This window comes from Burkholderia sp. FL-7-2-10-S1-D7 (genome assembly GCF_001524185.1).
Lineage (GTDB): Bacteria > Pseudomonadota > Gammaproteobacteria > Burkholderiales > Burkholderiaceae > Burkholderia > Burkholderia diffusa.
Genome location: NZ_LOWY01000015.1, coordinates 88,842 through 113,124 on the forward strand (window position 1 = coordinate 88,842; position 24,283 = coordinate 113,124).

At 62.9% G+C, this 24,283-nt stretch carries 18 protein-coding genes; 3 read left to right on the forward strand and 15 right to left on the reverse strand.

Translation table 11 applies throughout. The features are described 5' to 3' along the window. Positions 1–22: 22 nt before the first annotated feature. The 6 genes from WS75_RS07120 to WS75_RS07145 form a co-directional block, all read right to left on the reverse strand. A complete protein-coding gene (locus tag WS75_RS07120) occupies positions 23–1,189 on the reverse strand; it encodes a CfaE/CblD family pilus tip adhesin (RefSeq protein ID WP_059679844.1) in 1,167 nt (388 codons plus the stop codon). 74 nt (positions 1,190–1,263) lie between these two features. Beyond that, a complete protein-coding gene (locus WS75_RS07125) occupies positions 1,264–3,966 on the reverse strand; it encodes a TcfC E-set like domain-containing protein (RefSeq protein WP_059679845.1) in 2,703 nt (900 codons plus the stop codon). An 86-nt stretch (positions 3,967–4,052) separates the two neighbouring features. Beyond that, on the reverse strand, positions 4,053–4,553 hold the full coding sequence (gene cblA / locus WS75_RS07130; RefSeq protein WP_059679846.1) for a cable pilus major pilin CblA: 501 nt from the start codon (positions 4,551–4,553) through the stop codon (positions 4,053–4,055). 3 nt (positions 4,554–4,556) lie between these two features. Next, positions 4,557–5,348, reverse strand: coding sequence for a fimbrial protein (locus WS75_RS07135; RefSeq protein ID WP_306453396.1), 792 nt, complete (start codon positions 5,346–5,348; stop codon positions 4,557–4,559). Positions 5,349–5,775: 427 nt separating this feature from the next. Then, positions 5,776–6,453, reverse strand: coding sequence for a response regulator transcription factor (locus tag WS75_RS07140; RefSeq protein WP_059679848.1), 678 nt, complete (start codon positions 6,451–6,453; stop codon positions 5,776–5,778). Positions 6,454–6,631: 178 nt separating this feature from the next. Continuing rightward, positions 6,632–7,288, reverse strand: a complete 657-nt coding sequence (locus WS75_RS07145) for a response regulator transcription factor (RefSeq protein ID WP_059679849.1) — start codon at positions 7,286–7,288, stop codon at positions 6,632–6,634. Positions 7,289–7,440: 152 nt separating this feature from the next. Here WS75_RS07145 and WS75_RS07150 point away from each other — a divergent pair, with 152 nt between their 5' ends. Continuing rightward, a complete protein-coding gene (locus WS75_RS07150; RefSeq protein WP_059679850.1) occupies positions 7,441–10,833 on the forward strand; it encodes a hybrid sensor histidine kinase/response regulator in 3,393 nt (1,130 codons plus the stop codon). A 43-nt stretch (positions 10,834–10,876) separates the two neighbouring features. On the opposite strand, the gene WS75_RS07155 is transcribed toward WS75_RS07150, so the two are convergent. From WS75_RS07155 to WS75_RS07190, 8 genes are all read right to left on the reverse strand, one after another. Continuing rightward, entirely contained in the window at positions 10,877–12,091 is a 1,215-nt protein-coding gene (locus WS75_RS07155; protein ID WP_059679851.1) for a porin, read from the reverse strand. 67 nt (positions 12,092–12,158) lie between these two features. After that, complete coding sequence (locus WS75_RS07160) at positions 12,159–13,967, reverse strand: tannase/feruloyl esterase family alpha/beta hydrolase (protein WP_156429726.1); 1,809 nt, start codon at positions 13,965–13,967, stop codon at positions 12,159–12,161. 199 nt (positions 13,968–14,166) lie between these two features. After that, positions 14,167–14,874, reverse strand: a complete 708-nt coding sequence (locus WS75_RS07165; RefSeq protein ID WP_059679969.1) for a substrate-binding domain-containing protein — start codon at positions 14,872–14,874, stop codon at positions 14,167–14,169. 14 nt (positions 14,875–14,888) lie between these two features. Then, positions 14,889–15,572 (reverse strand): 4-carboxy-4-hydroxy-2-oxoadipate aldolase/oxaloacetate decarboxylase, encoded by a 684-nt coding sequence (ligK, locus tag WS75_RS07170; RefSeq protein WP_059679852.1) that lies wholly within the window; start codon positions 15,570–15,572, stop codon positions 14,889–14,891. Between the two features lie 2 nt (positions 15,573–15,574). Beyond that, the gene (locus WS75_RS07175; protein ID WP_059679853.1) at positions 15,575–16,600 is read right to left on the reverse strand and encodes an amidohydrolase family protein; all 1,026 of its coding nucleotides are present in this window, start codon (positions 16,598–16,600) and stop codon (positions 15,575–15,577) included. A gap of 73 nt (positions 16,601–16,673) precedes the next feature. After that, complete coding sequence (locus WS75_RS07180; RefSeq protein WP_059679970.1) at positions 16,674–18,023, reverse strand: MFS transporter; 1,350 nt, start codon at positions 18,021–18,023, stop codon at positions 16,674–16,676. Between the two features lie 125 nt (positions 18,024–18,148). Then, complete coding sequence (locus tag WS75_RS07185) at positions 18,149–19,453, reverse strand: gallate dioxygenase (protein ID WP_059679854.1); 1,305 nt, start codon at positions 19,451–19,453, stop codon at positions 18,149–18,151. A gap of 95 nt (positions 19,454–19,548) precedes the next feature. Continuing rightward, positions 19,549–20,070, reverse strand: a complete 522-nt coding sequence (locus WS75_RS07190; protein WP_156429727.1) for a hypothetical protein — start codon at positions 20,068–20,070, stop codon at positions 19,549–19,551. Between the two features lie 475 nt (positions 20,071–20,545). Between WS75_RS07190 and WS75_RS07195 the strand changes: the two genes are divergently transcribed. Then, positions 20,546–21,802 (forward strand): LysR family transcriptional regulator, encoded by a 1,257-nt coding sequence (locus WS75_RS07195; RefSeq protein ID WP_059679855.1) that lies wholly within the window; start codon positions 20,546–20,548, stop codon positions 21,800–21,802. A gap of 182 nt (positions 21,803–21,984) precedes the next feature. On the opposite strand, the gene WS75_RS07200 is transcribed toward WS75_RS07195, so the two are convergent. Further along, entirely contained in the window at positions 21,985–23,520 is a 1,536-nt protein-coding gene (locus tag WS75_RS07200; RefSeq protein WP_059679856.1) for a hypothetical protein, read from the reverse strand. A 243-nt stretch (positions 23,521–23,763) separates the two neighbouring features. Between WS75_RS07200 and WS75_RS07205 the strand changes: the two genes are divergently transcribed. Continuing rightward, entirely contained in the window at positions 23,764–24,282 is a 519-nt protein-coding gene (locus tag WS75_RS07205; protein WP_257129343.1) for a hypothetical protein, read from the forward strand. The last annotated feature ends 1 nt before the right edge of the window (position 24,283 follow it).

Below are 24,283 nucleotides of genomic sequence, written 5' to 3' on the forward strand. Positions count from 1 at the left end.
AACGAATTTGCAACTCACGACACTATAGACTCGCCGACGATGGTGTAAAGCTGATCGTCAGCTTGCTGCTGTATTTTCCAGGCCGCTTCGAATTTACCGCAAATTCGGGCGTTTCGAGCGTCAATGGCGTTGGTGTGCAGACGACCGATGCCGGAATGCCCGGTAGAGATACCAAACGGCCACCGCTGTTGTTCACGCCTTGCAGCCGTACTGTCTCATTGTTCGGTAAAGTGATCTTCTGGCCCGCAAAGCTGAGGCTCACGTTGTAATCGACGCGTGACGCTGCGCCGCCACTTTTGTCAGCGTCTAGCAGGACGGAATACCGTCCGGTGACGCGGCCATCGATCGTGAGACCATCGCTTGCCGACACGTCGAACCATGTGCTCTGCGAGTTGTACCCATCGTACAGGCACATGTCGACGGTGGACGTTCCCGCCATCCGCCGACCGTTTTCCAGCGACCTCAGCTTGAGGTCTACCGTGGGGGCAGCGCTTGCAAATTCCGGCAGATAGATCTGTATGTTGTCCTTATCGGTAGTGTTCAGCGTGATTTCCGCTCTGAAGACGGCGACCGTCGGCGAAACAAAAAAGCCCCACTGTCTCTCGTTGAGTCGCAGGTTCGCTTTCCAGATCCCGCCGGACGGGAGTCTCTTGAGCTCCTCGGCGGAAATGCCGACGAAGAGTGCGCGTCCGTCGGATGAAATGCTCTTACCGTTGCAGGAGTCTGAAGTGATCTGTGCGGAATGGATTGCGAACCTGGTCGTTGACACGACAGTCGGAATAATGTTTCCGTTGCAGTCGCGGTGTCGAGTGCCAGCTATAGCGCCAGCAAGATTCAGTACGGCTGTAGCCCCGGTCTTTTCTTCCGTGAATAAAAGCCTGATGACGCTTGAAGGAGCCTTCTCCGACCCATCCGGCGCGGTCGCGCATGCACCGGTTTGCGTGTTTGTGGAGGATGTGCAGGTCCATGAATTCGACCCCCACTTGAGGGAGTCATCCGTGTCGTATCCACCCGACGCGCCGTCGAAGATCACGACATCGCCCATCGGTGTGCCGCGATCCCGAGTTACCTGAACCGGATCGTTGCGATCCGCTGGGGCCACCCTGACAGCCGATGCATCGCGCACGAACATCGCCAGAGCGGCCGCCAGGGCGAGCCGCCGGCCACGAATTCTATTGATCTGAGTCATTTGATTGCTGTTCCCATACGTCTTCTAGTTCGCAGCCTGCCGCGTGCGGCGCCAGCTGGTGCAAGATCACGCCCTCATTGCGTCTTGTGGGTCTCGTCCGTCGTCCGCGCGCGCGTCGACAGTGTGTACCGATGCTCCAGCACCTTGCGCACACTGGCCTGTTTGCGCAGCGACTCAGGCAACTCGCCCGGTCCGGCCACTTCGCAACGCACCTTGCCTACCATCAGCAGCACGTCCTGCTGGCGCTGAACATGCAACGGACACCGCATCAGTGTCGGGCCGTCCGCGACGAATATCTCGCTTTCCTTGTTGTCGAGTTCGACGATGAAACCGCCCTGGCGATCGACCGGCGGCATCGCGCCGTTCAGGATCACGCTATCCGACAGTGGCAGGCCGCTTTTTGAAAATGCCTGGCCAACATAGGTGTACGTCACACTCGCCGCGACGTCGCGCAGCGCGAGCTGGCCAGGCACCATGAACAACGTGCGCTTGCCAAGCCCCTCGGTCACGCTCGTCGCCCCGGCGGCCGCCCGTGCGCCCGCGTCGTTCACTTCGGTCGTCACGGGCGTGAAGGCCGACACCGGCAGCAACGCGCGTTGTCCGAAGCCAACCTTGATCCGCGCACTCGAATCGCTGTGCACTTCGGCCGCCATGCCGGACGCATCGTTGCGCTTCCTGACCCGGACGGCGAAGCCCGCGAGCGGATCCGACTGCGACGCGGAAGCACCAAGGAACACTCCTTGCCGTGCAACCGCGAACGACGACGAATAGCTCGCCGTGACCGACGGATTGTTGCCGCCGACATCGCGGCTGTAGCTGTTCGCGACCGCACCGGCGACGTCGCCGTAACGGCCCTTCCAGCGCCCCTGCAGTGTGCTGGTCAGGCTGTCGGTGCCATATCCCGACAGGCCGAGCGCGACCTCCCGGTAGGAATCGCCCTGCCAGTTCCAGTTGCGATCGATCGTGTAGTTAGTCGTCGAGCTGGTGCGGTCCGTACGGACATCGAGACCTGCTGACGTGTAGATAGATGCTTGCCTTGGCTCCATTGCGGGTTCAGCCATTGACAGCGTCACGCCGACGTAGCCGCCGTACTCGTTGCGGGCACCGGTGCTTCGGTTCGCATACGCGCCGATGCGCAGGTTCGCACTCACCTTGCGCCATGTGCCGGATCGTGATAGCGACGCCTGGAGCGCACGCGATACCCGATCCCCGTCACGTAAGACCGGCGTGGCCCACGGATGATCCGACATGTCGGGGCGCCAGTCCCGTGACCGCCCGACGCTCTTGTTGTACGTGTAGCCGAGCATCGCCGACCAGCGTCCGAGCGGAAATGATACGGTCGCGTTCAGCATGTCATAGCAACCGACGTCTCGATACGCAACAGCGTTGCCATCGCACGCCGCGCCGCGCATCTGGTAGCGGTAAACGCTCCACGACACGCCGTCGGTGAATGAAAGCTGCTGCGAGTTACCGCGCGATCCGTCGTCGCCTGCGAAGAATGAACCGCTTGCGGAAAGCACGCCCAGCGCAAACGCATGGCGCCACTCCAGCGCCGTTTCGTTGTAGACGTGCCGGCCGATGCTCGCGACACCGCTCGTCAGCGCCATTTCGCGCAACACCGGAATCCGCACGCCAGCTGCCGCCGCCATGCCGTCCGGTGCATCACGGTCGGACGGGCGACCTGCCTGTGCAAACCATTGCCGTGTGCGGGAACTGATTCCGCCGCCCGTTTTTGTGAACGGCGCCGTCTGCGTACGCACGTGCACGCCATTCTCGAAAACGCGCAGTGTTAGCGGGTAGGTGCCTTCCGGGAAGCGTGATGTATCGATCGCATTGACGCCGGCCTTCATGTAGAACGTGCCGAGCAGTTCGGTGCCGCGATATGCATCGATACGCGAGTCGCGGGGCAACAGCAGTGTAACCGGCGTGCCCTGCTGTGCGACTTCCGGATTCACATAGGCGAGCGTCGTACCGACGCGCACCCCGTCGAGCGTGCCAACCGGCAGCATCGTGAACCCAAAGTTGCCACCAAGCGCACTCGCGAGGTTGCGGTTGTCCATCCTGCCCGCTTGCGCGTAGTGTTCGGAGCCTAGATCGTGGCGGTAGTAGAAGTCCTGTAGCTCGACTGTACTATCCGATCGAGTCGAGTAGTCTGAATGCGCGAAGGTCCAGTTTCCGCCGATGAAGCTTTTCGGCGTGATGCCGAGCGCCCCAGTCCCGGATATGGATAGATTCTTGTAACCGCGGCCGCCCGACAGATTGATCGTCTGTCGATGGATCAGCGCGTTTTCCGTCATGGACGACGGTTCCCGGAAGCGCTGGTCGCGCTGCTCGGTGCTCAACCAATCTCGTGACAGAAACAGCTCGATATTGCCGTCGCTTTCGTCGTAGATTACGGCAGCGCTGTCCGTGTCTACATACCCGCAGCCGTTCAAGCCCGCTTGGCCCGAGCACGCACGATTACCATTGCGCGCCATCGCCTTCGACAGTGCGTCGCCGATCATCGACGCATCCGCCGCCGGATCAATCTGCGAGGCGAGCATTTGCAGCAGGCGCGCTGGATCTTCGAAACGCACGGTCTCGGGCGTTACAAATACACGCAGTATGCCGAGCGGTTTGCCGAGAAAACGTACGTCGATTCGTTCCTCATGCCCCGTCATGATGTCCTCGAATCCCGACGGCACGGCCGCAGCGGCGAACGCGGAGGACTCGAGGCCCATCACACATGCAGCGCTCATGCAGGCGACAACGGTTTTCTTGAGGTCAAACGGAATCATGGGGGTGGCATTGGTGTATTAAATATGGACTACTGATAAAATAATGGCGCGCCATCGAGACGCGCCTGTGGTTAAAGCAGAGAAAGTTAGCCGCCCGAAGCCGCGTCCTGCGTGAGGATCACGCTGACGAGACCCTGGTAGCTACCAGCCTCGACCACCTCGGGAGTTGCTTGCGCGATAGAAAGGGGCAGCGCGACTGAGCCCTCTGCCAGATCGCCGGGGAACAGATTCTGCGCAATGAGTTTCGTCGGCGCCGAACTAAGCTCCATCTCCCCCAGCGAGACCTTCAGCGGAATTTCAGGGGCACCAGGTTTCGTCTGATTCTTGAGCGACGGGGAATCCGACGTCAGACGAATCAGCAAATCGTGAGATTTGTCGTTCGTAAACATCTTGGTGTTTACGCTCGCGGTTTGCAGACCAACACCCGGCAAATACTGCATTTGCATGGTTGTAGGCAAAGCCGAGCCGTCGGCCGACAGCATTTCGACGGTCGAGTCGACGTTCGCGGTGACGGTGATGTCCTTCTGTACGGCGAAAGCCGACATCGACATCAGGGCAGCAGCAGTGATCGGAATGAATTTCAGCATGGGTTAGTCCTTTAGGTTGGTTGAAAGAATGGCGTGACCCGACTGGGTCTCGTCGTTTGCGCTCGGCGCGTTCATCGCGTCGATGGAATGCGTATGCACAACTTTCTGCTGTACATCTGCGATTCCTTCCACTCGATATCTGATTCGCATGTAAGGTGCGGCATGCAGCCCTTCCAGCTTGAATTTCTGGTCCGGATAGACGCTGCGTTCAAATTTCGTCCATTGGCACGCAGACTCATCTTTTTCCGACTGGCACGCGCCGATGTCGAGCACGCCGATACGGACGTTGCCGGTATTGCTCAGCGTGCCCTCCGATACGTCGAAAGCCGGCACACTCGTCTTCGGAAGCACGCGAACGAGCGGCGCCCAGACGAGGCTGAAGTTGACCTTGCCGGACACATTGCTCTTCGACGCGGATGGGTCGTCGTACGGCGCCGCCACGGGCTGCAGATAGACGCGATAGAGCACTTCCTTTTGCGGCACGCCCAACGGGATCACACGGACGAGCCGCGTACCGCCTGCCGGCAACGCAAATTTGGCCGGAGAGATAACGATCGAATCGTCGTCGACGTTCATGCCGGTCTCTTCGCGCTCGTGATCCGTGGCCGGATCGATGACACGCTTCGCGATTGCCCGCACGTACTGCGTCGTGTCGGATTTCGAATAGATACGCAGCTCTGCGGCCGACTCCTTGCCGGCACCAATGGAGGCCGCCATCGGATAGACCAGCATGTTCGCGCTGGCAATCGAGGACCCGAGCGCCAGCGCGATTGTTGCGATCAGCGATCTCCGCAAGTAGTACTCCAAATCAAAATCAATTCGCATAACGGTTTAATAAAAAACTGATATCTCAATTTGATAGATAACGATGAGCCGATCAGATTAAGTGCCGTGCGGAAGTCAACCTGGTAGCGATATGCCTTAGACGTATCGGCCGTTCGTTCAGAAGATCGCGGATCCGGCTGCGGTCCTGTGCGATCGTGCGTATCGGGTGCGGTGTTTACCAACTACTTCAATACATTTCATGATTAGCATTCTAGGTATGACAAGCAGATCAAAAAATATGACCAGTCAGAAAAATGTAAGAATTCATGCCGATTTGTCAGAAAAATGAAAGATGCCGTGCCAATCGATCGGCCTCGGTCGCGTTCAAGAGAAATCGTTGTAGGTTGCGCATCTGCGAGCGCCGCGGTCGCGCATGCCGCTTGATCTTGGGATCAGGTTAGCGCTCGCGGATCTCGGATGTATCGAATCCGATCGTATCGAGCCGAGACTCATAGATCATCTGATATAGATCCGCATCGCGCTCGATGCCGAGTTTTTGCATCGCCTTGATCTTTTGCGCACTGATCGTTTGCTTCGTGCGGTGCAACTGTGTGGCGATCTTGGTGATCGACATGCCCGATACGTAAAGCCGCAGCACCTCGAGTTCATTCTTGGTGAGATCGGTTTTTTTGCGGGTGCTCTGTGAGCTTTTGAGCGGCCGACTGATGCTCGGTGACAGATACTCGTAGCCCGTGCGTACCGAATAGATCGCGGAAACCAGGTGCCCGATGTCGTCGGTCTTGCTGACGATCCCCTTCACTCCTAGTTTCAGCAGTTTGCTGGTCATTACCACGCTGTCCAGCGCCGTGAATACGATGATCGGTAGATCCGGATAGTGCGAACGGATGTACGTGAGCATCGTGAGGCCGTCGTTGAATTTGCCGTTCGGCATTGAGAAATCGGTGATCAGCAAGTCACACTGTCGCAGGGTTAGCAACTCGACAATTTCGGTGGAATTGCAGGCAGCGCCAACGATTCGCAGCGGGCGCAGATTGCGCAACGTCGCCTCGATGCCAGTCAGTACCAGTGGGTGGTCGTCGGCGATCAGTAAGTTAAACGTGGTATTTGCAATCATGCCGTGGCCTCTTCGCTATTCTTGATGTGCATTCGCAAATGTAATTTAGCGGTGAGGCCACGGATTGGGCGTATGACTCGTCCTATTTTTACAAATAACCGATAGGACAAGTCCTATATTTCACGGAGGTGATGATGAGGTTGTCAGGCGGATCCACGCGGGTAATCGTGCCGTTGTATCAGGTACCGTCCTTAGCACCCGACACAACGAGCCCGGTTTCATATGCGTATTGAAACAAGTCTGCGTCGCGCTCGATGCCGAGCTTCTTCATCGCTTTGATCTTCTGTGCGCTGATGGTCTGCTTTGACCGATTCAATTGGGCGGCGATCTCGTTGATCGACAACCCAGACGTGTAGAGGCGGATGACCTCGGCCTCGCGCGAAGTTAGCGGCTGGGCCATGCGCGACAATGTTTCGGCCGTCGGGGTCTTGGTCTGTGCGCTCGGCGAGAAGTACGTTGCCCCTGCGTAAACGGCATGGGTGGCCGCGATCAGATGACCGATGTCGTCGACCTTGCTAAGTACGGCGTTCGCGCCGTTTTTTATCATTTCCTGCAGTATGGCCGGATTGTCGATCGTCGTCAGTACGACAATCTTCATGTCGGGCCAGTTGCGCCGAAGGAATTTCAGCAAGGGCAGGCCATCTACCACGCGGCCACCGGGCATCACATAGTCGGTGATGAGAACGTCGCAGACGGTGCCGGACAGCCGCGCGACGAGCTCGTCGGTAGAGTTTGCGGTGGCGACGATCTCGATGGTCGGTACTCGACCGAGCTCATGATTGATGCCGGACAGTACGGTCGGATGGTCGTCGGCCAAGGTGACGCGAATGTTCATGGCGTGTCGGTGGGGGCCCGAGGAGGTTGTCTTTGAATATTTTAGAGATAAGACGGTTAGTGTAATCGATACGCGTTCCTGGTCGGGTCATATGCCGGCGAAGTCGCTGAGAATATACTTGCCGAATCTTTCGTAACCCTCACAGTCCCGATATGCCTCTTCTGCGCGAAACACTCGATGAGCTGCGCCGCTACCACCGGCTACTAATCACCGGCGGATTCTGGACAGCGGCGCTGGTGCTGGTGATGGCGTTGATCGCCAATGTGACCCTCCTCGTCCGAACCTACATCGATGACCAGCACAACATGTTCATGATCGCGTACCGGCTCGTGCACGGCCAGGCTAACACGAATGAGAAGTCATTCCTGAATGCGCTCGCGCGCGCGGAACTCTCCTGGGGCGATGAGCGTCCGGTACCGGCCAGTCTCGTAAAGCGCTTCCGCGCTGGCGGCAACCTTATGTACTGGAAGCCGTTTCCGGCAGAGTCGCTCGAGTTACTGATCATGGCCGCCCCGGAAGCGCAGCTTTCCCCTGCGGAGATCACGCACTACATCCAGTTCGCGACGCAGGTCAGCCGTGCGAGCATCGCAATGTTGAAAGTACGCGGGCGGCAGTCGACTCAGATTTTTTTTAGTCCGGATCGCAAGGTCGTCGCCATTCTGCCCTCGTCGTCGATCGATCGCCCGGAGCGCCTGGCCAGCCCGGCGGGGCGGGCCGCGTTCGTGAAGGAACTGACCGGGGTCGTCGAGGATCTGGCCGCGGGCATCGCGCCACCGCGTTTTCGTCACGCGGTGCACTGGTCGTCGCGTCTTTATCGGTTACCTAACGGCCGCGCGGTATTGCAACTAGCGGCGCCGATTATTCACCGCGGTGCTGTCAAAGTCGTACTTGTCGACCAGGTCGATCCGAACGATCTGGTGTGGCCGATCCTCGAAGGGAATTACAATGGGACGTATACAATCGTTAATGCCAACGGTGACGTAATCGCGACTGCGTCGCGCGAACAACCGGACAGAGCGTTGCTCGATCGCGTGTTGCAATGGCAGCACGAGCATGGCGCAGGTGCCGACAAGATGACTGAATACCGCGACGGTGGCCACTATCTGCTTTCGCAACGCATCGGGGACACGGGCTATTCACTCGTCTACACCTATTCGTGGCGTGACGTCGTCGGTGCCATTGGGGGCGAGGCGCTCGCGACGGCGGCCATTGCGATCACAGTGCTCATGGCGATCTGGCTCATGCTATATCTCATCAGCCGTCGCATATTCCGCCCCATGTATGCGCGTTCAGAACAGGTGTTCGAGAGCGAGAGGCTGAGCCGCACGGTAATTGAGACGGCGCCGGTCGGCCTCGGTCTCGTTTCGACCGAGAACGGGGAGCTATTGCATGGTGGGCCGTCGCTGCTTGCATTGAGCGGCCTGCTCGAGGATGGAATTGCCCCGTTGCTTGCCGAGTTGTCGAAGCGGTATGCGCGACTAAAGGGAGCGCGAGGCAGCATGTCCGACGAAGTGTTTCAAGAGGACATGACGTTGCGCACGATCAACGGTAGTGAAATCGCGCTTCAGGCTCGCTTCGCACTAGGACGCTACCTCGGCAAGGACGTACTTGTCACCGCGTTCGTCGACGTCACCGCGAGCCGGGTGTTGCAACAGCAACTACGCGACGCGAAGATCGCCGCAGATCAGGCAAGTGCAGCCAAATCGGCTTTTCTGGCAACGATGAGTCACGAAATTCGCACGCCGCTAAACGCGATTCTCGGCAATCTTGAACTGCTTGCCCACTCATCATTGAGCCCGCTGCAACGCGATCGGATACACACGATCCGTACGGCGTCGAACGGGCTGCTGGGGATCATTCAGGATGTACTCGACTTTTCGAAGATCGAAGCTGGCGAAATGCAATTCGAGCGCATTCCGTTCAAGGCGGCCGACGTCATGACGCGGGCGCTGACTATGTTTTCGCCGGTTGCGCAGGCGAAGGGCGTCGCGCTGTACGGTACATTCGGTTCATCGATCGACCAGATCATGCATGGTGATCCGGCTCGTCTCTCCCAGGTCGTGCACAACCTGTTGTCGAACGCAATCAAGTTTACCCCTGCGGGCAAGGTGACTCTCGCTATTGGGTATGAGACTCAAGTCAGCGAGACGCGCACTGAGAACATGCTTGTCGTGACCATCGCCGATACTGGCATCGGTATCGACGCCACGCAGCGCGCACAATTGTTTAAGGCGTTTGCGCAGGCGGAGTCGTCGATCTCCCGACGCTTCGGTGGTACGGGTCTTGGTCTTGCACTATGTCAGCGTCTAACTGCAGGTATGGGTGGCACGATCGAATTCGACGGCGAAGCCGGTAAGGGTAGCCGCTTTTCGGTGCGCATTCCACTCGGTCGAATCGATTCGGGCGGAGAGCAGATCACGCCTGACGCACGAATCTTCGCTGGTCAACATGTCACGCTACTCGCCGCTGCCGGCGAATGGCACACGTACGGCGCAACATTGATCGAAGCATGGGGGGCAGTGGTCGACGCGGCACATCATCCAGATGAGGTGATCGATACGAGCGACCGTTTGATTGCGATTTGCGGCGATCGCGAAGGATGGTCTGCCGAGAGTGAAAACCGCCTCGTCGAGGATTGCATCGCGGTGATCAATTGTAATGTCAGTGGCCCGCTGCACCCCGTACGTGCTGGTCGTATGTTCAACGTGTCGTGTTATTCGCCGGCAGGCTTGCGCGCAGTGCTCGCTCATCTGATGAACGGTAAGCCACTCGCGCCGCCGGACGACGCGCAAGTTACAGAGACGAAGGCGGACAGCGAACGAACAAGGGCGAAACGGCTCGACCTGCACGTTCTCGTAGCTGAAGACAACAGCGTCAATCAACGACTTTTCGACGAACAACTGGCAATGCTCGGTTGCACGGCGAGGATCGTGGCGGACGGCATCGACGCTCTCCAGGCGTTATCCGGCGAATCCTTCGACGTCGTGCTCACCGACCTTCATATGCCGCGTATGGATGGCTACGTTCTTGCGCAGATCATGCGCGAGCGTTGGCCCGACACGCCGATTGTGGTGGTGACCGCGGATGCGACTGCCGACCAACTCCGGCGTTGTGACGAACTCGGCGTGCGCGCCGTTGTGTCGAAGCCGATTTCGCTCGATGGCCTCGCGCGCGCGGTGACGCAGGCCGTCGGTGGCACCGGAAGGGACATTGGCACGGGCGGCGGGGCGCTGCTCGGCGCTCAACCGATGCCGCCGTCGCTCGTAGACGCGTTTCGCAAGTCCTGCGCGAGGTCGCTTAAAGTGCTGAGGTCGGCTCAGGCGCGCGGCGATGCGTCGGCGATGCTGGCGGAGTTACACTCGCTGAAAGGAGCGTTAGGTATCTTCCAGCAGCGCGAACTTGGGCAGCAATGCCGTGCACTGGAGCGACGGATCGAGGCGGCCGGGCTTGAGCATGCGAACGTGGAATGGCAGATGTTCGAACAGGCGCTCGCAGCATTGCTGGCGGAGCGCTCGCACGAGGGACGCACAAGCCGAGCAGTTTAGGCTTCAGTCGACAAGTGCCTCACTGGCAATGTTCGTCGGCCGGTCAGAACCGGTGAATGATCCCAGCACCAAACCCGAACTGGTTCCCGGTCGACGACGGCGCGGAGTTAAACCCATCACCCAGCGTCGCGGTTGCGTCGACGATGCTGCCCGCACCGCTCGTACCGAGCGTCTTGCCCTTCGCGTGCTGATACGCTTCGAGCAGGTACAGCCCCGTGCGCTTCGACAGCGAGTAATACTGCGACAGGTTGAACTGGTGATACTGCGCGCTGTCGGTGATGCCGTTCGCGTCGGTCGCGCGCGTGTACGCATATCCTGCGCCGACATCCCACACCGCCGACGGCTTCCAGTGCAGCACCGCGCCGACCGTGTTGAAGATCGCGGTGTTGACGAACTTCGACGCCGCGCCCGGGATGTATTCGGTATTGGTGTACGTGGCCGTCGCATCCCACGCGTCGCTGAACCGGTAGCCCAGGCCCACCGCGAACCGCTGCTGCGCCTTCGCGGTCTGGTAGCCGTTCGTGAGCGCCGACACGCCCACCTGCGAGCCGCCGTTCGACGTCGTCGAATTCGAGCCCCACGTGCCGCCGGCCGTATTCGAATTGTTCACGCGCTCGAAAGCAATGCCGACGCCGAGCGGGCCGGCCGCGTACTGAATGCCGGTCGCCCACGTCGAGCCGGCATTGGTACTGCCGGCCACGCCGCCGAACGAATACGAGCCGCTCAGCGTCAGCCCGTACCATTTCGGCGACGTGTATTCGAGCGTGTTGTTTGCGCGATAGATCGTGTCGAGCCCGTCGACGTCGCCCGGGTGCGCGCCGTAGTAGCCGGTGATCCACGTCGTCGGGCTGAACGCGGACATCGTCTGGTAATACGACGCGTATTGCCGCCCCGCGGTCAGTGTGCCGTAGGTCGCATTGGTCACCCCGACCCACGCCTGCCGCCCGAACATCGCATCGGCGTACTGCGTCGCGCCGGTACCGGAGTTGAAGCCCGATTCGAGCGTGAAGATCGCCTTCGTGCCGCTGCCGAGATCCTCGGCCCCCTTCAAGCCAAAACGGCTGCCGGCCCACACACCCTGGTTCATCCTGACCACCGATTTGCCGCCGATCGTCGAGCCGAGCGTCGTCGCGTTGCTCTGGTAGCCGATCCCGTTGTCGACGATCCCGTACAGCGTGACGCTGCTCTGCGCGAACGCCGATGCGGCCGCCGCCATCGCGATGGCGGTCAGCGCGACCCGTGATGCCTGCTTCCTCATCGATCCGCCTCCTTCCTTGCCTTGTTGAATGCGCGAGTTGTTGTGGTCGCGGCACGCCGTCGTCAGGTCACGGACGATAGACATGCCAGCCGTTACCGCCCTTGCAGACGAGTTGCGAACCCTGGACCTGGCATTGCGCCTCGTAACCCGGCGAGTACAGCCATTCGCCGGCCCAGTGCAGGTCGACGAACGGATCAGCCCTCGGCGCATCGACGACGAAGTTCGCGGCATCGTCGGTGCTGCCGCTGCCCGTGTAGCGCGCGGTGGCCGGATACGGGAACACCGGACGCGTGCGGGTCGTGTTGCCGTTCGCGTCGACGATCGATGCGACGATCCTGCCCGGCGTCGCGCCCGTCTCGGTCCAAGCCATCAGCGGCGACAGGATGTCGAACACGTTCGGCCCCTGCCCGCCGCCGCAGTGCGCGACACCAGGGAACAGGTAGAAGCGCGCGAAGCGGTCGACTCTCGCGTCGCCCATGTAGCGCTTCATCGCTTCGTAGTACTCGATGCTCGAACGCGGCGAGATATGCTGGTCTTCCAGGCCGTGCCACAGAAGCAGCTTGCCGCCGTGCCCGGCGAAGCGGCTCAGGTCGGGATCGGTCGCGGCCAGGTAGTTCGATACCGGCACCGTCTTCGCGAAGCCGTCGAGCGTGAACTTCAGGTCGCCGATCGCCGCGGAGGGATACGACGCGTTGTAGTAGTCGAGATAGCGCAGAAACGGCAGCACGAAGCCGATCGTACCGCTCTGTGCGGTCGCGGTCGCCGGCACGAACAGGGTCCAGTTCAGCTCGGAGCCCCATTCGCGCGAGACGAGCGGCTCGAGCCGCGTGCCGTCCGCGGCCGTCGCGCCGTCGTGAATCCGGCGGACGACGTCGGCTTCCTGCGGCATCAGGCAGGTCGCAGAAGATTGGCCTGGCGCGCAGACGATCGTCGCGGGATCGAAGTGACACGCGCGCGGGTTGTCGATCACGCCGTCGACCACGCCGTCCAGCCCGTCGCACGCCTTCAGCACGGCCGCGTGCAGCATCGGCAGCTTGCCTGCGAGCAGGATCGCGTTGCCCGTCTTGGGGTCGGTGTTCACCGCGTTCGGCCATGCATGGTGGAACGTGTTCTGCACGATCAGATCGTTTGCGGGTGCACCGGCGGCGATGCCGTCGAAGTCGTCGGGGAAGCGCTGCGCCTCCATCAGCGCTTCGCGTCCGCCGTCCGAGCAGCCGTCGAAGTACGCGTAGCGCGCGGGCCGTGCATAGAACTTGCCAATGATCGCCTTCGCGACCTGAGCCGTTGCGTGTTCGGCGCGATACGCGAAATCGAGCTTCGCCTTAGGATCGAGCGCCCACGAACCGTCGTTGCCGCCTTCGTGGCCCATGTCGGTCGCGGCCATCGCGATCGTGCCATTCGTCACCGGCACGCACGTCGATGCCATCGGCGCATTGACGGACAAGTTGCCGCACAGGCCGCCACAGCCCGTTTGCAGGTAACGCTGCGTCCAGCCCTGCGTAGGCAGTTGCAGTTCGAACAGCGACGCGCCCGGGCCGATCGTGCCCTTCACGTCACAAACGGGCGCCGGTAGCGTGTTGTTACCAACCACCGTGCCGGCCGGCAGCAGAACCGCTGACGTGATCGTGACGGTGCCGTCGGTCACGCCGCTCAGGTCGAGCGCCGCGACCGACGGGCACGACATCGCGGGCATCACCGCGGAAAGATTCGCGAGTCCGGCGGTGCTCGCCGCGTTCGCCGCATTGGGCCAGCCCGTCAGCGCAGCACACAGCCACATGATGCCAATCGCCAGCACCCTGGTCAGCGCATCGCGCCTCACGCGTGCCGCCCGATACCATGCGCGCACCGTCCACCCTGCCCTGCAGTTCATCTGCATGCCTGTCTCCTGCATTTCTTCTGGATATGCCGCTCGCCCGGACCGGGCGACGCGGCGACGTTGTATTGATTCTTCGATAGATCGTGTGAGCCGGATCGCCACTCACCACTTCATCAGCATAACTAATCTCGTCATGAGAACTCGTTGCGAAGAGCGGTGAATCCCATCCGATTCGTTTATCGAGCCGTCCGCATCGGCTTTATGTGGGCTCCATCCCATGTTCGCGCTTGATGTGCGCGAATCGCGGCGACGCAAGATACGCGAGGAACCGCGCCGCGGCCACGCGATCGCGCGCGACGGCAGAGACCGCGGCGGCGAATACCGTCACGGCCTGCACGGCGTCGGGCAACGCGCCGACGATTGCGACGCCCGGCACGTGCATCAACTCGCTCAACTGCTGAAAGCCCAGCTCGACGTCGCCGGATGCGATCAACGCGCCGACCGGCACGCCGGGCGGGGTCTGTACGATACGCGCCGCGATCGCGTCGGCGATGCCCCAGCGGGCGAACAGGCTCGTCAGGTGCATGCCGCTGGGCCCCGTCGAATAGCCGATGCGGCCGGCGTCCAGGATCGCATCGCGCAACGCCGTCTCGGTACCGATCTCCGGCCGCCGCGCGCCAGTCGCGACCGCGACCGCGATGCGAGAGCGCGCGACATCCACGCGGCTGCCCGGCTCGACGTGACCGTCCGCCGCGAGCCGCTCGATCGCATCGGACGCGAGCACGACGACATCGAATGGCTCTCCGTCGCGCACGCGCCGCGCAGCGTCGACGCCGCCGACCGATGTGATCGCGACGCGCGTGCCCGCGTCGCGCTCATAAGCGGCGGCAAGCCGCGCGAGCAATGGCCGCGTCGCCATCGACGAAATGCCTGTGACTGGCACTGCTGCTTCCAGCGTCTGCATCATCGCGCCCACCTGCATCAGTCGATATAGCGCAAGCCGGCCTGACGCAGCGGCTCGCGCATGTCGTACATGTCGAGGCCGAGCACGCCGGACGCGAGCTTCGCGCGCTTCGCCGCTTCGTTCGCTTCTCGCGCCGCCGCCGTCTCGAGCACTTGCGCCGCACGCGCGGCCGGCACCACGGCCACGCCGTCGTCGTCCGCGACTATCACGTCGCCGGGATGGACGAGCGCGCCTGCACACACGACCGGCACGTTGACCGAACCGAGCGTCGCCTTGATCGTGCCTTTCGCCGAAATCGCTTTGCTCCAGACCGGGAACTGCATCGCCTCGAGCACCGCGACATCGCGCACGCCGGCATCGATGATCAACGCGTTCGCGCCGCGCGCCCTGAAGCTGGTCGCGAGCAGGTCGCCGAAATAGCCGTCGGTACAATCCGCGGTGATCGCCGCAACGACCACGTCGCCCGGCCGGATCTGTTCGGCCACCACATGCATCATCCAATTGTCGCCCGGATGCAGCAGCACCGTGACGGCGGTACCGGACGCCTGAGCACGCGGATAGATCGGCCGCATGTACGGCTTCAGCAGCCCCGTGCGGCCCATTGCTTCGTGCACCGTCGCCGAGCCGAGCGCGCCGAGCCGCGCCGCCACATCCTTGTCCGCACGCTGGATCGTTCGGTACACCACACCGAGTTCAGTCATGATCAAAGCCCCTTCGCTTTCAGTTGCGCATCCAGGCGCGGATACACGCGCCGTGCATTGCCCTCGTAGATCTTGCGACGCGCTTGCGCATCGAGCGACGATGCGTCGATGTAGCGCTTCGTGTCATCGTAGTAGTGACCGGTTTCCGGGTCGATTCCGCGCACCGCGCCGATCATCTCGCTCGCGAACAGGATGTTGTCGACCGGAATCACGCCGGTCAGCAGGTCGATGCCGGGCTGGTGATACACGCATGTATCGAAGAACACGTTGTTCAGCAGATGGTCCTGCAACAGCGGTTTCTTCAGCTCCTGCGCGAGCCCGCGGAACCGCCCCCAGTGATACGGCACCGCGCCGCCGCCGTGCGGGATCACAAAACGAAGCGTCGGGAAATCGCGGAAAAGGTCGGAGGTCAGGCACTGCATGAACGCCGTGGTGTCGGCGTTCAGGTAGTGCGCGCCCGTCGTGTGGAAGCACGCGTTGCAGCTCGTGCTCACGTGGATCATCGCGGGAACGTCGTACTCGACCATCTTCTCGTAGATCGGGTACCAGTAGCGGTCCGACAACGGCGGGCTCGTCCAGTGGCCGCCGGACGGATCCGGATTCAGGTTGATCGCGACGTTGCCGTATTCCTCGACGCAGCGCACGAACTCCGGAATGCAGGTCGCGACATCGACGCCCGGGCTTTGCGGCAGCATCGCGGCCGGCACGAAGTGATCGGGAAACAGTCGATGGATGCGATAGCACAGCTCGTTGCACACCGCCGCCCACGTGCTCGACACCGCGAAGTCGCCGATGTGATGCGCCATGAAGCTCGCGCGCGGACTGAAGATCGTCAGGTCGAGGCCGCGCTCGCGCATCAGCCGCAACTGGTTGTGTTCGATCGATTCGCGAAGTTCGTCGTCGCGGATGTTCAGGTCGGCCACCTTCGGTTGCTCCGACGGACTGCCGAGCGCCGCGATCTGGCGATTGCGCCACGCTTCCAGTGCCTTCGGCGCGGTGGTGTAGTGGCCGTGAATATCGATGATCATTGATGCTCCTGCATTTGATGAGGTGTCCGGCACCCTGGCACCGGCCGCGCCGGACGGCGGTGTGCGACGTGCGTCAGTGCGCCGGGTTTTCGAGTTCATGCGGTCCGGGCACGGCCTCGCGCTGCGTCGTCATGATCGCGACTGCCGCCAGCGTCGCCGGCACCGCGAGCATCGACAGGATCGCGTCGAACTTCCAGCCGAAGCCGAGCAGCGCACCGCCGATCGCCGAGCCGAAGATGCTGCCGAAGCGGCCCATCCCGAGCATCCAGCTCACGCCGGTTGCGCGTGCCACGGTCGGATAGCGGCCCGGCGCATACGCATTCAGCCCGGTCTGCGCGCCGCTCATGCAGAAGCCGGCTGCGAACACCAGCAGCGCGAGCGACGACGACAACGCACCGGCCCAGGCGAGCACGGCCACGCACAGCCCGCCGCCGAGATACGCGGCGCCGATCACCGGCGCCGGCCGCACGCGATCCATTAGCCAGCCCACGCCGATCGCACCGATCGTGCCGCCGATCTGGAACATCGCGGTCACGTTCGCGGCCGTGCTGACGGACAACCCGGCGTCCTTGATCAGCGTCGGCAGCCAGCCGGTCAGCAGGTAGATCACCAGCAGCCCCATGAAGTACGTGATCCACAGCGACAGCGTCACGCGGCCATAGCCTTGCGAGAACAGAACGCCGATCGGCTTGCGCGTCGGCAGCGGCGGCTCGTTCGACACGAACGTCTCGTTGCCGGTGAACTGGGCACCGCACACGCGGTTCAACAGCGCGCCGACGCGTTGCGACGGCGCACCGCGCACGGCCAGGAGCCGCGCCGACTCGGGCAACAGCCACAGCTGCAGCGGAATCAGCAGCAGCGGCAGCGCGCCGCCGAACAGCAGCACCGCTCGCCAGCCGTGCAGCGGAATCAGCGAGCCGGCGACGAAGCCGATCAGCGCCGAGCCGAGGTTGAAGCCTGTAAACATTACTGTGATCATCAGCGCCCGCATCCGCTGCGGTGCATACTCGGACAGCAGCGTCGTCGTGTTCGGCATCGCCGCGCCCAGGCCGATGCCCGTCAGCAGCCGCAGCACCGCCATCTCGAACGGCGAGTGCGCGTGCGCGGTCACGATCGTGAACACGCCGAACAGGAACACCGACGCGATCAGCACACGCTTGCGCCCAAACCTGTCGGCGCTCGGGCCGGCCAGCAGCGCGCCGATCACGAGCCCGATCGGCGCCGCGCTCATCACGAGCCCGAATTCGGGACGCGAGATCGCCCAGTCGCGAATCACCGACGGTGCGACGAACCCCATGATCGCGACGTCCATCCCGTCCGCGATCACGACAAGGCAGCACAGCACGACCAGCAGCCACTGGTAGCGCGACACCGGCCGGCTGTCGATGAACGACTTGATGTCGATTGTCTTTTCACTTGCCATCATGACTATCCTGTCTCCTTGGCGACGATCGGCCTATCGATTCGTCATCCTATTTATATGAGATGTTTCTCTTCCAGCGTTGCAGTCACGCGGGCGCCGCGATCCTGCGTGCGCCTTCGTCTTCGTTACGTGTTGCCCGGCTGGTCCGCGCCGTCCCAGTAGAGCGGCGCGGCGCTCTTGCCGGCTACAGAGTACAGCGCGCCCGGCGCGTTGCGCGTGCGCTGGAATTCCTCCAGCGATTCGCCGCGCATCGCCGCATAGATATGCAGGTTCGATACGCCCGTTACCGCGCCGAGCTTTTCCAGCAGGAAGAAGATCACGCCGTAGCGCAGCAGGCCGAGCCAGTCGCGCCGGCGAATCAGGTCGCGCTCCTCCGTGCTGAGATCCGCGGCCGCGAAGCTCGCTTCAGGATCGCTCAGAAACTGCGTGCGATGGGTGGGCTCGATCATCCGGTGCAGATAGTCGTTGATCCGGTACGCCCGGACGGCCCGCTCGATCGTGAACGGATAGGTGCCCGGTAGTTGCTCGACGCCGGCGAGTTCGGCCGCGATCCGTTGCCGGTGACGCTCTGCCGCCGCCTCGTCGACTTCAGTGTCCGCCGGCTCGTAGACGGCCGTCGCGATCCCCGTCATCGACGGCAGGTAGTAACTACGGTGGCGGCACACGACGCCCGCCGGCAACGCGCCGCGCATCGTGAGCCACATCACGACCTCGGCGCCTTCGAAGCCGCCGAGCGTCGCATATTCGCCGAGCGGCATGCCGGCCAGGCGCTCCGGATCGCGCTCGAGCAGATCGAGAAAACGTGCGTCCCATTCCGGATTGTTGAAGCCCGAGCGTTCGCCATGCACCTGATGCGACAGTCCGCCGGTCGCGACGATCGCGACGCGCAGGTCCTCCGGATAGCTTTCGATCGCGCGACGCAGCGCCTGGCCAAGCCGGTAGAAGCGGCGCGCGGACGGCACCGGCAGCTGCAGCACGCCCATCTGCAGCGGCACCAGGTTCACCGGCCACTCGGGCCGGTGCGGGCACAGCACCGACAGCGGCGAGAAGCAGCCATGGTCGAGCGGCTTGTTCTGGAAGAACGACATGTCGAACTCGTCGGCCATCAGCGACTGGCCGATATGCGCGGCGAGCGCCGGGTGGCCGGCGACCGGCGGCAGGTCGCGCGCGCCGCCGCCTTCGTCCGCTGGATGCCACTGCGGCCCGACGCCGAGCGAGAACGCCGAATAGTGATCGAAGAAGAACGACGTCACATGGTCGTTGTAGATGAACAGCAGCACGTCGGGACGCTTGTCGGCGAGCCACGCGGCCAGCGGCGCGAAGTTTTCGAAAATCGGCGCCCAGACGGGATCGTCTTGCTTGTTCTTATCGAACGCGAACCCGATCGTGGGGGTGTGGGAGGCCGCAATGCCTCCGATAATCCGTGCCATGCCAATGCTCCTTCCTGTGCTCCGACGCGGTCCGGCCGCGCCGTTCGTTACTGATTGGATGCGTGCGCTTTCGCTCGCTGTGCGCGCCGGTGCGGCTACGGAGCAAGGCTGCGCTTGACGACCAGCGCGAGCGGAACGGCGAACACGAAATGCGACATGAACCCGCCGATGATCACGTTCGGGTCGAAATAGTTCGGATGATTGCTCGACGCGATCATGATCAGCACGTGCATCACGATCCACGCGACGATCGCGAAGAACAGCGCAACGAACGTCGCCTCGAAGCCGCGCCGGCGAAACCACGGCCAGATCGCCGCGAATACGATGCCCCACGACAGCGCGAACGCGAAATGGATCGCGGTGCCTAGGAAGTACGCGCCAATGCCGAGCGCGTCTTGTGCGGCCTTGCCGAAGACGAGCTCCGTCGCGTTGCGCGGGATACCGGCGAGCGGCATCAGATGCTGCGCGCCGACCCACACGAGCGCCTCGTAGACCCAGATCAGCACCGCGCCCGCGAAGCCGCCGCGAATGCCCGCGCGTACCGTATCGGAAAGCGGCGTGCTGCCAGCCGATGTGTCCGTCGATCCGTCTGCTCCGATGATGTGCTGTCGTCCCATTGCGCTGCCTCGTTCGTGGTTGCTGGTGCCGCGCCGCGCGCAAGCCCCTTTCGTGATCGGGCGAATAATGAATCAGATGGTGGCCCGATGCGCCGGCAACCGTGTGCTTGCGGTCCCCGGGATCGAAATTACTCAGTCGCCGGCCGGCCAAGACAGTCAGCGTAAACCCTTATATTTCGACGAAACTGTATATCCGGCAAGCTTTCAACCGGGATGCGAAGCCCCTCGCCGACGGCCCGGAAGCCCGCCGGATAAGACGCTAGCGCGTCGGCGTTCGGCGGCCCGCGAGCCGCAACCGGTCGCCGGGCGATTCAGGGTCGATAAATAAAATAGATGGATCGATAAGCACGACGCAAGCGCTGCCGCCACCGTTCCGGTAAAGTCGTTCAACCAGCTGCGCCGCCGACGCAGGCCGCACGGATACACGCATGTCGTGCGCGCGGCTACCGCCCCGACGCACACCGCCCGAACGCTCATGGACAACACCGAACTTCCGAACCTCGCCTGCCTGTACGCGGTGCAGCGCGTTGCCGAAACGGGCAGCGTAAGCCGGGCCGCCGCGACGCTGTTTCGCGCGCAGTCGGCCGTCACGCGCGCGGTGCAGGAACTCGAAACAGTGGTCGGCGAAGCGCTGTTCGATCGCAAGCCATCCGGAATGCTCGCGACGCCGGTCGGGCGTGCGGTGCTCAAGCGCGGCGAGCGCGTGATCGCCGAACTCGGTGCGCTCGCGAACTGGTGTGCGCTGCGCCAGTCGCGCCGCCGCGCGTCGGCCGACGGCGGCCTGCCCGCGTACCTGCTCAACACGCGGCGGCTCCAGCTGTTCTCGACGCTCGCGCGGCACCGGCACATGCCGAGCGCCGCGCGTGCGCTCGGCGTCACGCAACCTGCCGTCAGCAGCGCGATCCGGATTCTCGAGAGCGGCGCGGGCTTCGCGCTGTTCCATCGACATCCGCGCGGTCTGCTGCTGACGGCCGACGGCGAGACATTCCTGCTGCACGTGCGGCGCGCGCTGAACGAACTGCGGCACGTCGCCGACGACGTCGCCGCGCTGCACGGCAGCATCCAGGGTGCCGTGACCGTCGGTGCGCTGCCGCTCGGCCGCACGCTGATGCTGCCCGAAGCGGTCGCGCGCGTCGTCACGCGATTTCCGAAGGTGCGCGTAATCACCGACGAAAGCGCATACGAGGCGCTCGTCGCCGGCGTGCGCGCGGGCGACATCGACTTCATCCTCGGCGCGCTGCGCGCGAGCGATCCGGCGAGCGACCTCGACAGCGAACGGCTGATGTCCGAGAACCTTGTTGTGCTTGCACGCCACGATCACCCGCTCGCCGGCGTGCGCAACCTCGCGCTTGCGAGCCTCGCCGGTGCGCAGTGGATCCTGCCACGCAGCCATTCGCCCGCGCGCGGCCTGTTCGAATCGCTGTTCCGGCGCATGAGGCTCAAGCCGCCGATGCCGACGGTCGAAAGCGCCGACCTCGCGGTGATTCGCGGCCTCCTGCGGCACACGGACATGCTCGCGGTGCTGTCCGAGCAGCAGCTGCACTACGAATGCGAAGCGGGACTACTTGCCGTGCTCGATGTGCCGATGCACGGAACTACCCGCGACATCGGCCTGATGACGCGCGCCGGCAGCCCGCCGACACCGGCTGCGCGTGCAGTGATCGACGCGCTTCGAGTGGTGGCGACCGAGGTTGCACGCATGCCGCACGCGGCCGCCGCCGCCGCGCGATGATGAGGCACAAGGCCGTGTTGAGGAACTCGCAATGCGCGCGACGCCAGCATAGTCCCACAACTCGATCGACACGCAGCCTACCGGGCTCGCCCCACGCACGACATGGCGTTTCGCGGTGGAATGGAATGACGCAACCTTGCCACCGCATCGGGACATTTTCCGTCCCGATGCGGTGCAGCCGATCAGCGCGGCCCTTGGTCGCGATCGACGCCCAACCGGTCGCGAAAGTCGTCGAAACCCTCACCGAAGAAACTGAAGAACCGTGCCGTCGGACGATTCCGCTTGTCGAGCAACCCGAAATGCCGTCCGACAACCCGTCCCACGAACATCAGCGTGTCCGCCGAGTTGTTCGTGCCCGCGAATCCTGTCTTGATCAGGCGTTGCCTGCGCGCGTCGGGGGTTGTTTCAATCAACATGCAATACCCAGCCAGTCCCGCGCAAACAAGGCAAACCTGGACTCGCTCGGCGCCCGCGACGAACTCAGGCTCGCCATTGTTCGCCACGAGCAAGCCCTGGTCGCTACCGTTCTCGATCGACTGAATCTCCTTGAGCGAGCGTACATGCAGATCGAATTCCCGCTCGTCGAACGGGTAACTGTAGTTCCGGAAATTCCGTCTGAACGCACGGTATAGCGCGGCGTGTTCCGGTGCTCCTAGCCACCGCTTGAAGTCCTCCGCATCGGGATTCGCCGGCTCGGTTTCGCGATAGGCGCGATAGGTGCTCAGCACACGGCTGAACGGATGACCGGCCGGCACCCAGTTCCCCCCTTCGCCGGGCGCCGTCGAAGCGTCGTCAGGAACGACGATGCCGTCGCCACCAGTCAGGCTCCGGATGTCATACCCGATCATGAAGAGCGCGGCCTCGAACGCGTGACACCGCGCCTGTATCGGGTTCGTGCCGTCGACATGCGGCTCGTCTGCGAACAACGTCGTCCGCTCGAGCACCGCACGGATGATCCAGCCTGCGCGCACTTGCCAGCGCGCCCAGCACGCTCGGGGCACCCGATTCGTATAGAACTGCGGGGCCCTCGCAAGACCGAGATCTCCCGGATCGCGAACCTGCGCCCCGCGCGCTTGTCCCGACGGGAAGCCGAGAAGATCGTGCCGAATGCCGATGCGTTCGGCATCTCGCCGAAACAGCTCGTACAGCATCGCCAGCGCCGCGCCGACCCGGCTGTCGTAGATCGGCGATCCTGTCATGTCGAACAGCGCATGCACCTTCGTCATCCCGGCATCGAAACGCTCGACGTTGCGTGCGTGCAAGTCGTCGGTCTTCTGCGAACCATCCAGCGCGAACAGCGGCGCGAGCGACTGCAGGTACGCGCAGAATGTGCGTTGCCGAACCTTCGACTGGATGAACGAAATCGCGCTGGAGACGCCGCCCCAACGCAACACTTCGCGCGCCGCTGCGCCGGCTCGCCCGTCGTCGCCGCTGACAACACTCGCGCGCAGCATGATGCCCAACCGCTGGAGAGACGCCCGCGTCGTTTCCCAATTTTGCGACTCGATCCGTTGCCCCGTGTCCGGATCGATCCATGCGCTGCGCCAGCAGTAATGCGCGAGAACGTTTTTAATACCGTCCACGCGGACATCGAGCCCGCCCGGAACGAACCTGCTGCCGGCAAAACGCAGCCGCACGGGCAGTGTCGGCAGGTGCTCGACGAGCCAGGTCACGAACTCCGCTACTGGACGTCCTTCGAGAAATGCATTGCGATCCATCGATTTCCTTTTCTCAACGATTGGATTGGTATTCACCGTTGCCCGGGCTTTCATGAAAGCGTCGCGTCGGCGCCTCCGTCCGCCAGAACGATAAGCCGGCAACGAGACAATTCGTGTCCCGCCGATTGTCCCGTGTCGCAACGAGCAAAAAGCGATTGCGTGATTCGCGACAGGGTATGTCGCAAGCACGTTGCACACTGTCCGTCAGATTCAGGAACAGGAGATGCACACGTGAATACCCGTATGACGAACCCGGCGAGCGGCGAGCGCGTCGACCTGGCGCGACTCTCTAGTTGCCAACGCAACGATTCCACAGCGCTGCGCATCGCATTGCGCCCGTGGGGATTCGATGCCTGCGTCGTCCAGTCGTGGATCAACGCACTGCCCACGCTGGATCGGGCCATCGCGTGGGAGATCGCGACCGATCGACGGGCGCCCGGCGCGGATATCGTGGTCCACGTCGTCAGGCCGGCGCCGGTCGCGCGCGGCCAGTTCTGCTGGAACGGCATCGGTGCGAACTATGCGCTCAGGCAATCGCTCGCGGCGTGCGGCACGGAGCTCGCACTTCTGATCGGCGATTCGGATCAGATGCCGGCCGGGCGCGTCGGGCACTGGGTCGCCGCGGGGGCATTGCCACCGGCCGCAGCGCTTACACGGCTCGGCCGGTTGATCGCGGCGTGCGCAGCGCCGCAGCGGCAGACGCAGCCGCCGGTGCGGCGCACGCTCATGCGCCTGATCTCGCGCGACCTGGACATGGCCTGAA

What these genes read in the sequence shown, in the direction of transcription:
- WS75_RS07120 (WP_059679844.1), bottom strand. Translation starts at nt 1,189, where the DNA reads ATGACTCAGATCAATAGAATTCGTGGCCGGCGGCTCGCCCTGGCGGCC.
- WS75_RS07125 (WP_059679845.1), bottom strand. Translation starts at nt 3,966, where the DNA reads ATGATTCCGTTTGACCTCAAGAAAACCGTTGTCGCCTGCATGAGCGCT.
- cblA (WP_059679846.1), bottom strand. Translation starts at nt 4,553, where the DNA reads ATGCTGAAATTCATTCCGATCACTGCTGCTGCCCTGATGTCGATGTCG.
- WS75_RS07140 (WP_059679848.1), bottom strand. Translation starts at nt 6,453, where the DNA reads ATGATTGCAAATACCACGTTTAACTTACTGATCGCCGACGACCACCCA.
- WS75_RS07145 (WP_059679849.1), bottom strand. Translation starts at nt 7,288, where the DNA reads ATGAACATTCGCGTCACCTTGGCCGACGACCATCCGACCGTACTGTCC.
- WS75_RS07150 (WP_059679850.1), top strand. Translation starts at nt 7,441, where the DNA reads ATGCCTCTTCTGCGCGAAACACTCGATGAGCTGCGCCGCTACCACCGG.
- WS75_RS07155 (WP_059679851.1), bottom strand. Translation starts at nt 12,091, where the DNA reads ATGAGGAAGCAGGCATCACGGGTCGCGCTGACCGCCATCGCGATGGCG.
- WS75_RS07160 (WP_156429726.1), bottom strand. Translation starts at nt 13,967, where the DNA reads ATGCAGATGAACTGCAGGGCAGGGTGGACGGTGCGCGCATGGTATCGG.
- WS75_RS07165 (WP_059679969.1), bottom strand. Translation starts at nt 14,874, where the DNA reads ATGATGCAGACGCTGGAAGCAGCAGTGCCAGTCACAGGCATTTCGTCG.
- ligK (WP_059679852.1), bottom strand. Translation starts at nt 15,572, where the DNA reads ATGACTGAACTCGGTGTGGTGTACCGAACGATCCAGCGTGCGGACAAG.
- WS75_RS07175 (WP_059679853.1), bottom strand. Translation starts at nt 16,600, where the DNA reads ATGATCATCGATATTCACGGCCACTACACCACCGCGCCGAAGGCACTG.
- WS75_RS07180 (WP_059679970.1), bottom strand. Translation starts at nt 18,023, where the DNA reads ATGGCAAGTGAAAAGACAATCGACATCAAGTCGTTCATCGACAGCCGG.
- WS75_RS07185 (WP_059679854.1), bottom strand. Translation starts at nt 19,453, where the DNA reads ATGGCACGGATTATCGGAGGCATTGCGGCCTCCCACACCCCCACGATC.
- WS75_RS07190 (WP_156429727.1), bottom strand. Translation starts at nt 20,070, where the DNA reads ATGGGACGACAGCACATCATCGGAGCAGACGGATCGACGGACACATCG.
- WS75_RS07195 (WP_059679855.1), top strand. Translation starts at nt 20,546, where the DNA reads ATGGACAACACCGAACTTCCGAACCTCGCCTGCCTGTACGCGGTGCAG.
- WS75_RS07200 (WP_059679856.1), bottom strand. Translation starts at nt 23,520, where the DNA reads ATGGATCGCAATGCATTTCTCGAAGGACGTCCAGTAGCGGAGTTCGTG.
- WS75_RS07205 (WP_257129343.1), top strand. Translation starts at nt 23,764, where the DNA reads ATGACGAACCCGGCGAGCGGCGAGCGCGTCGACCTGGCGCGACTCTCT.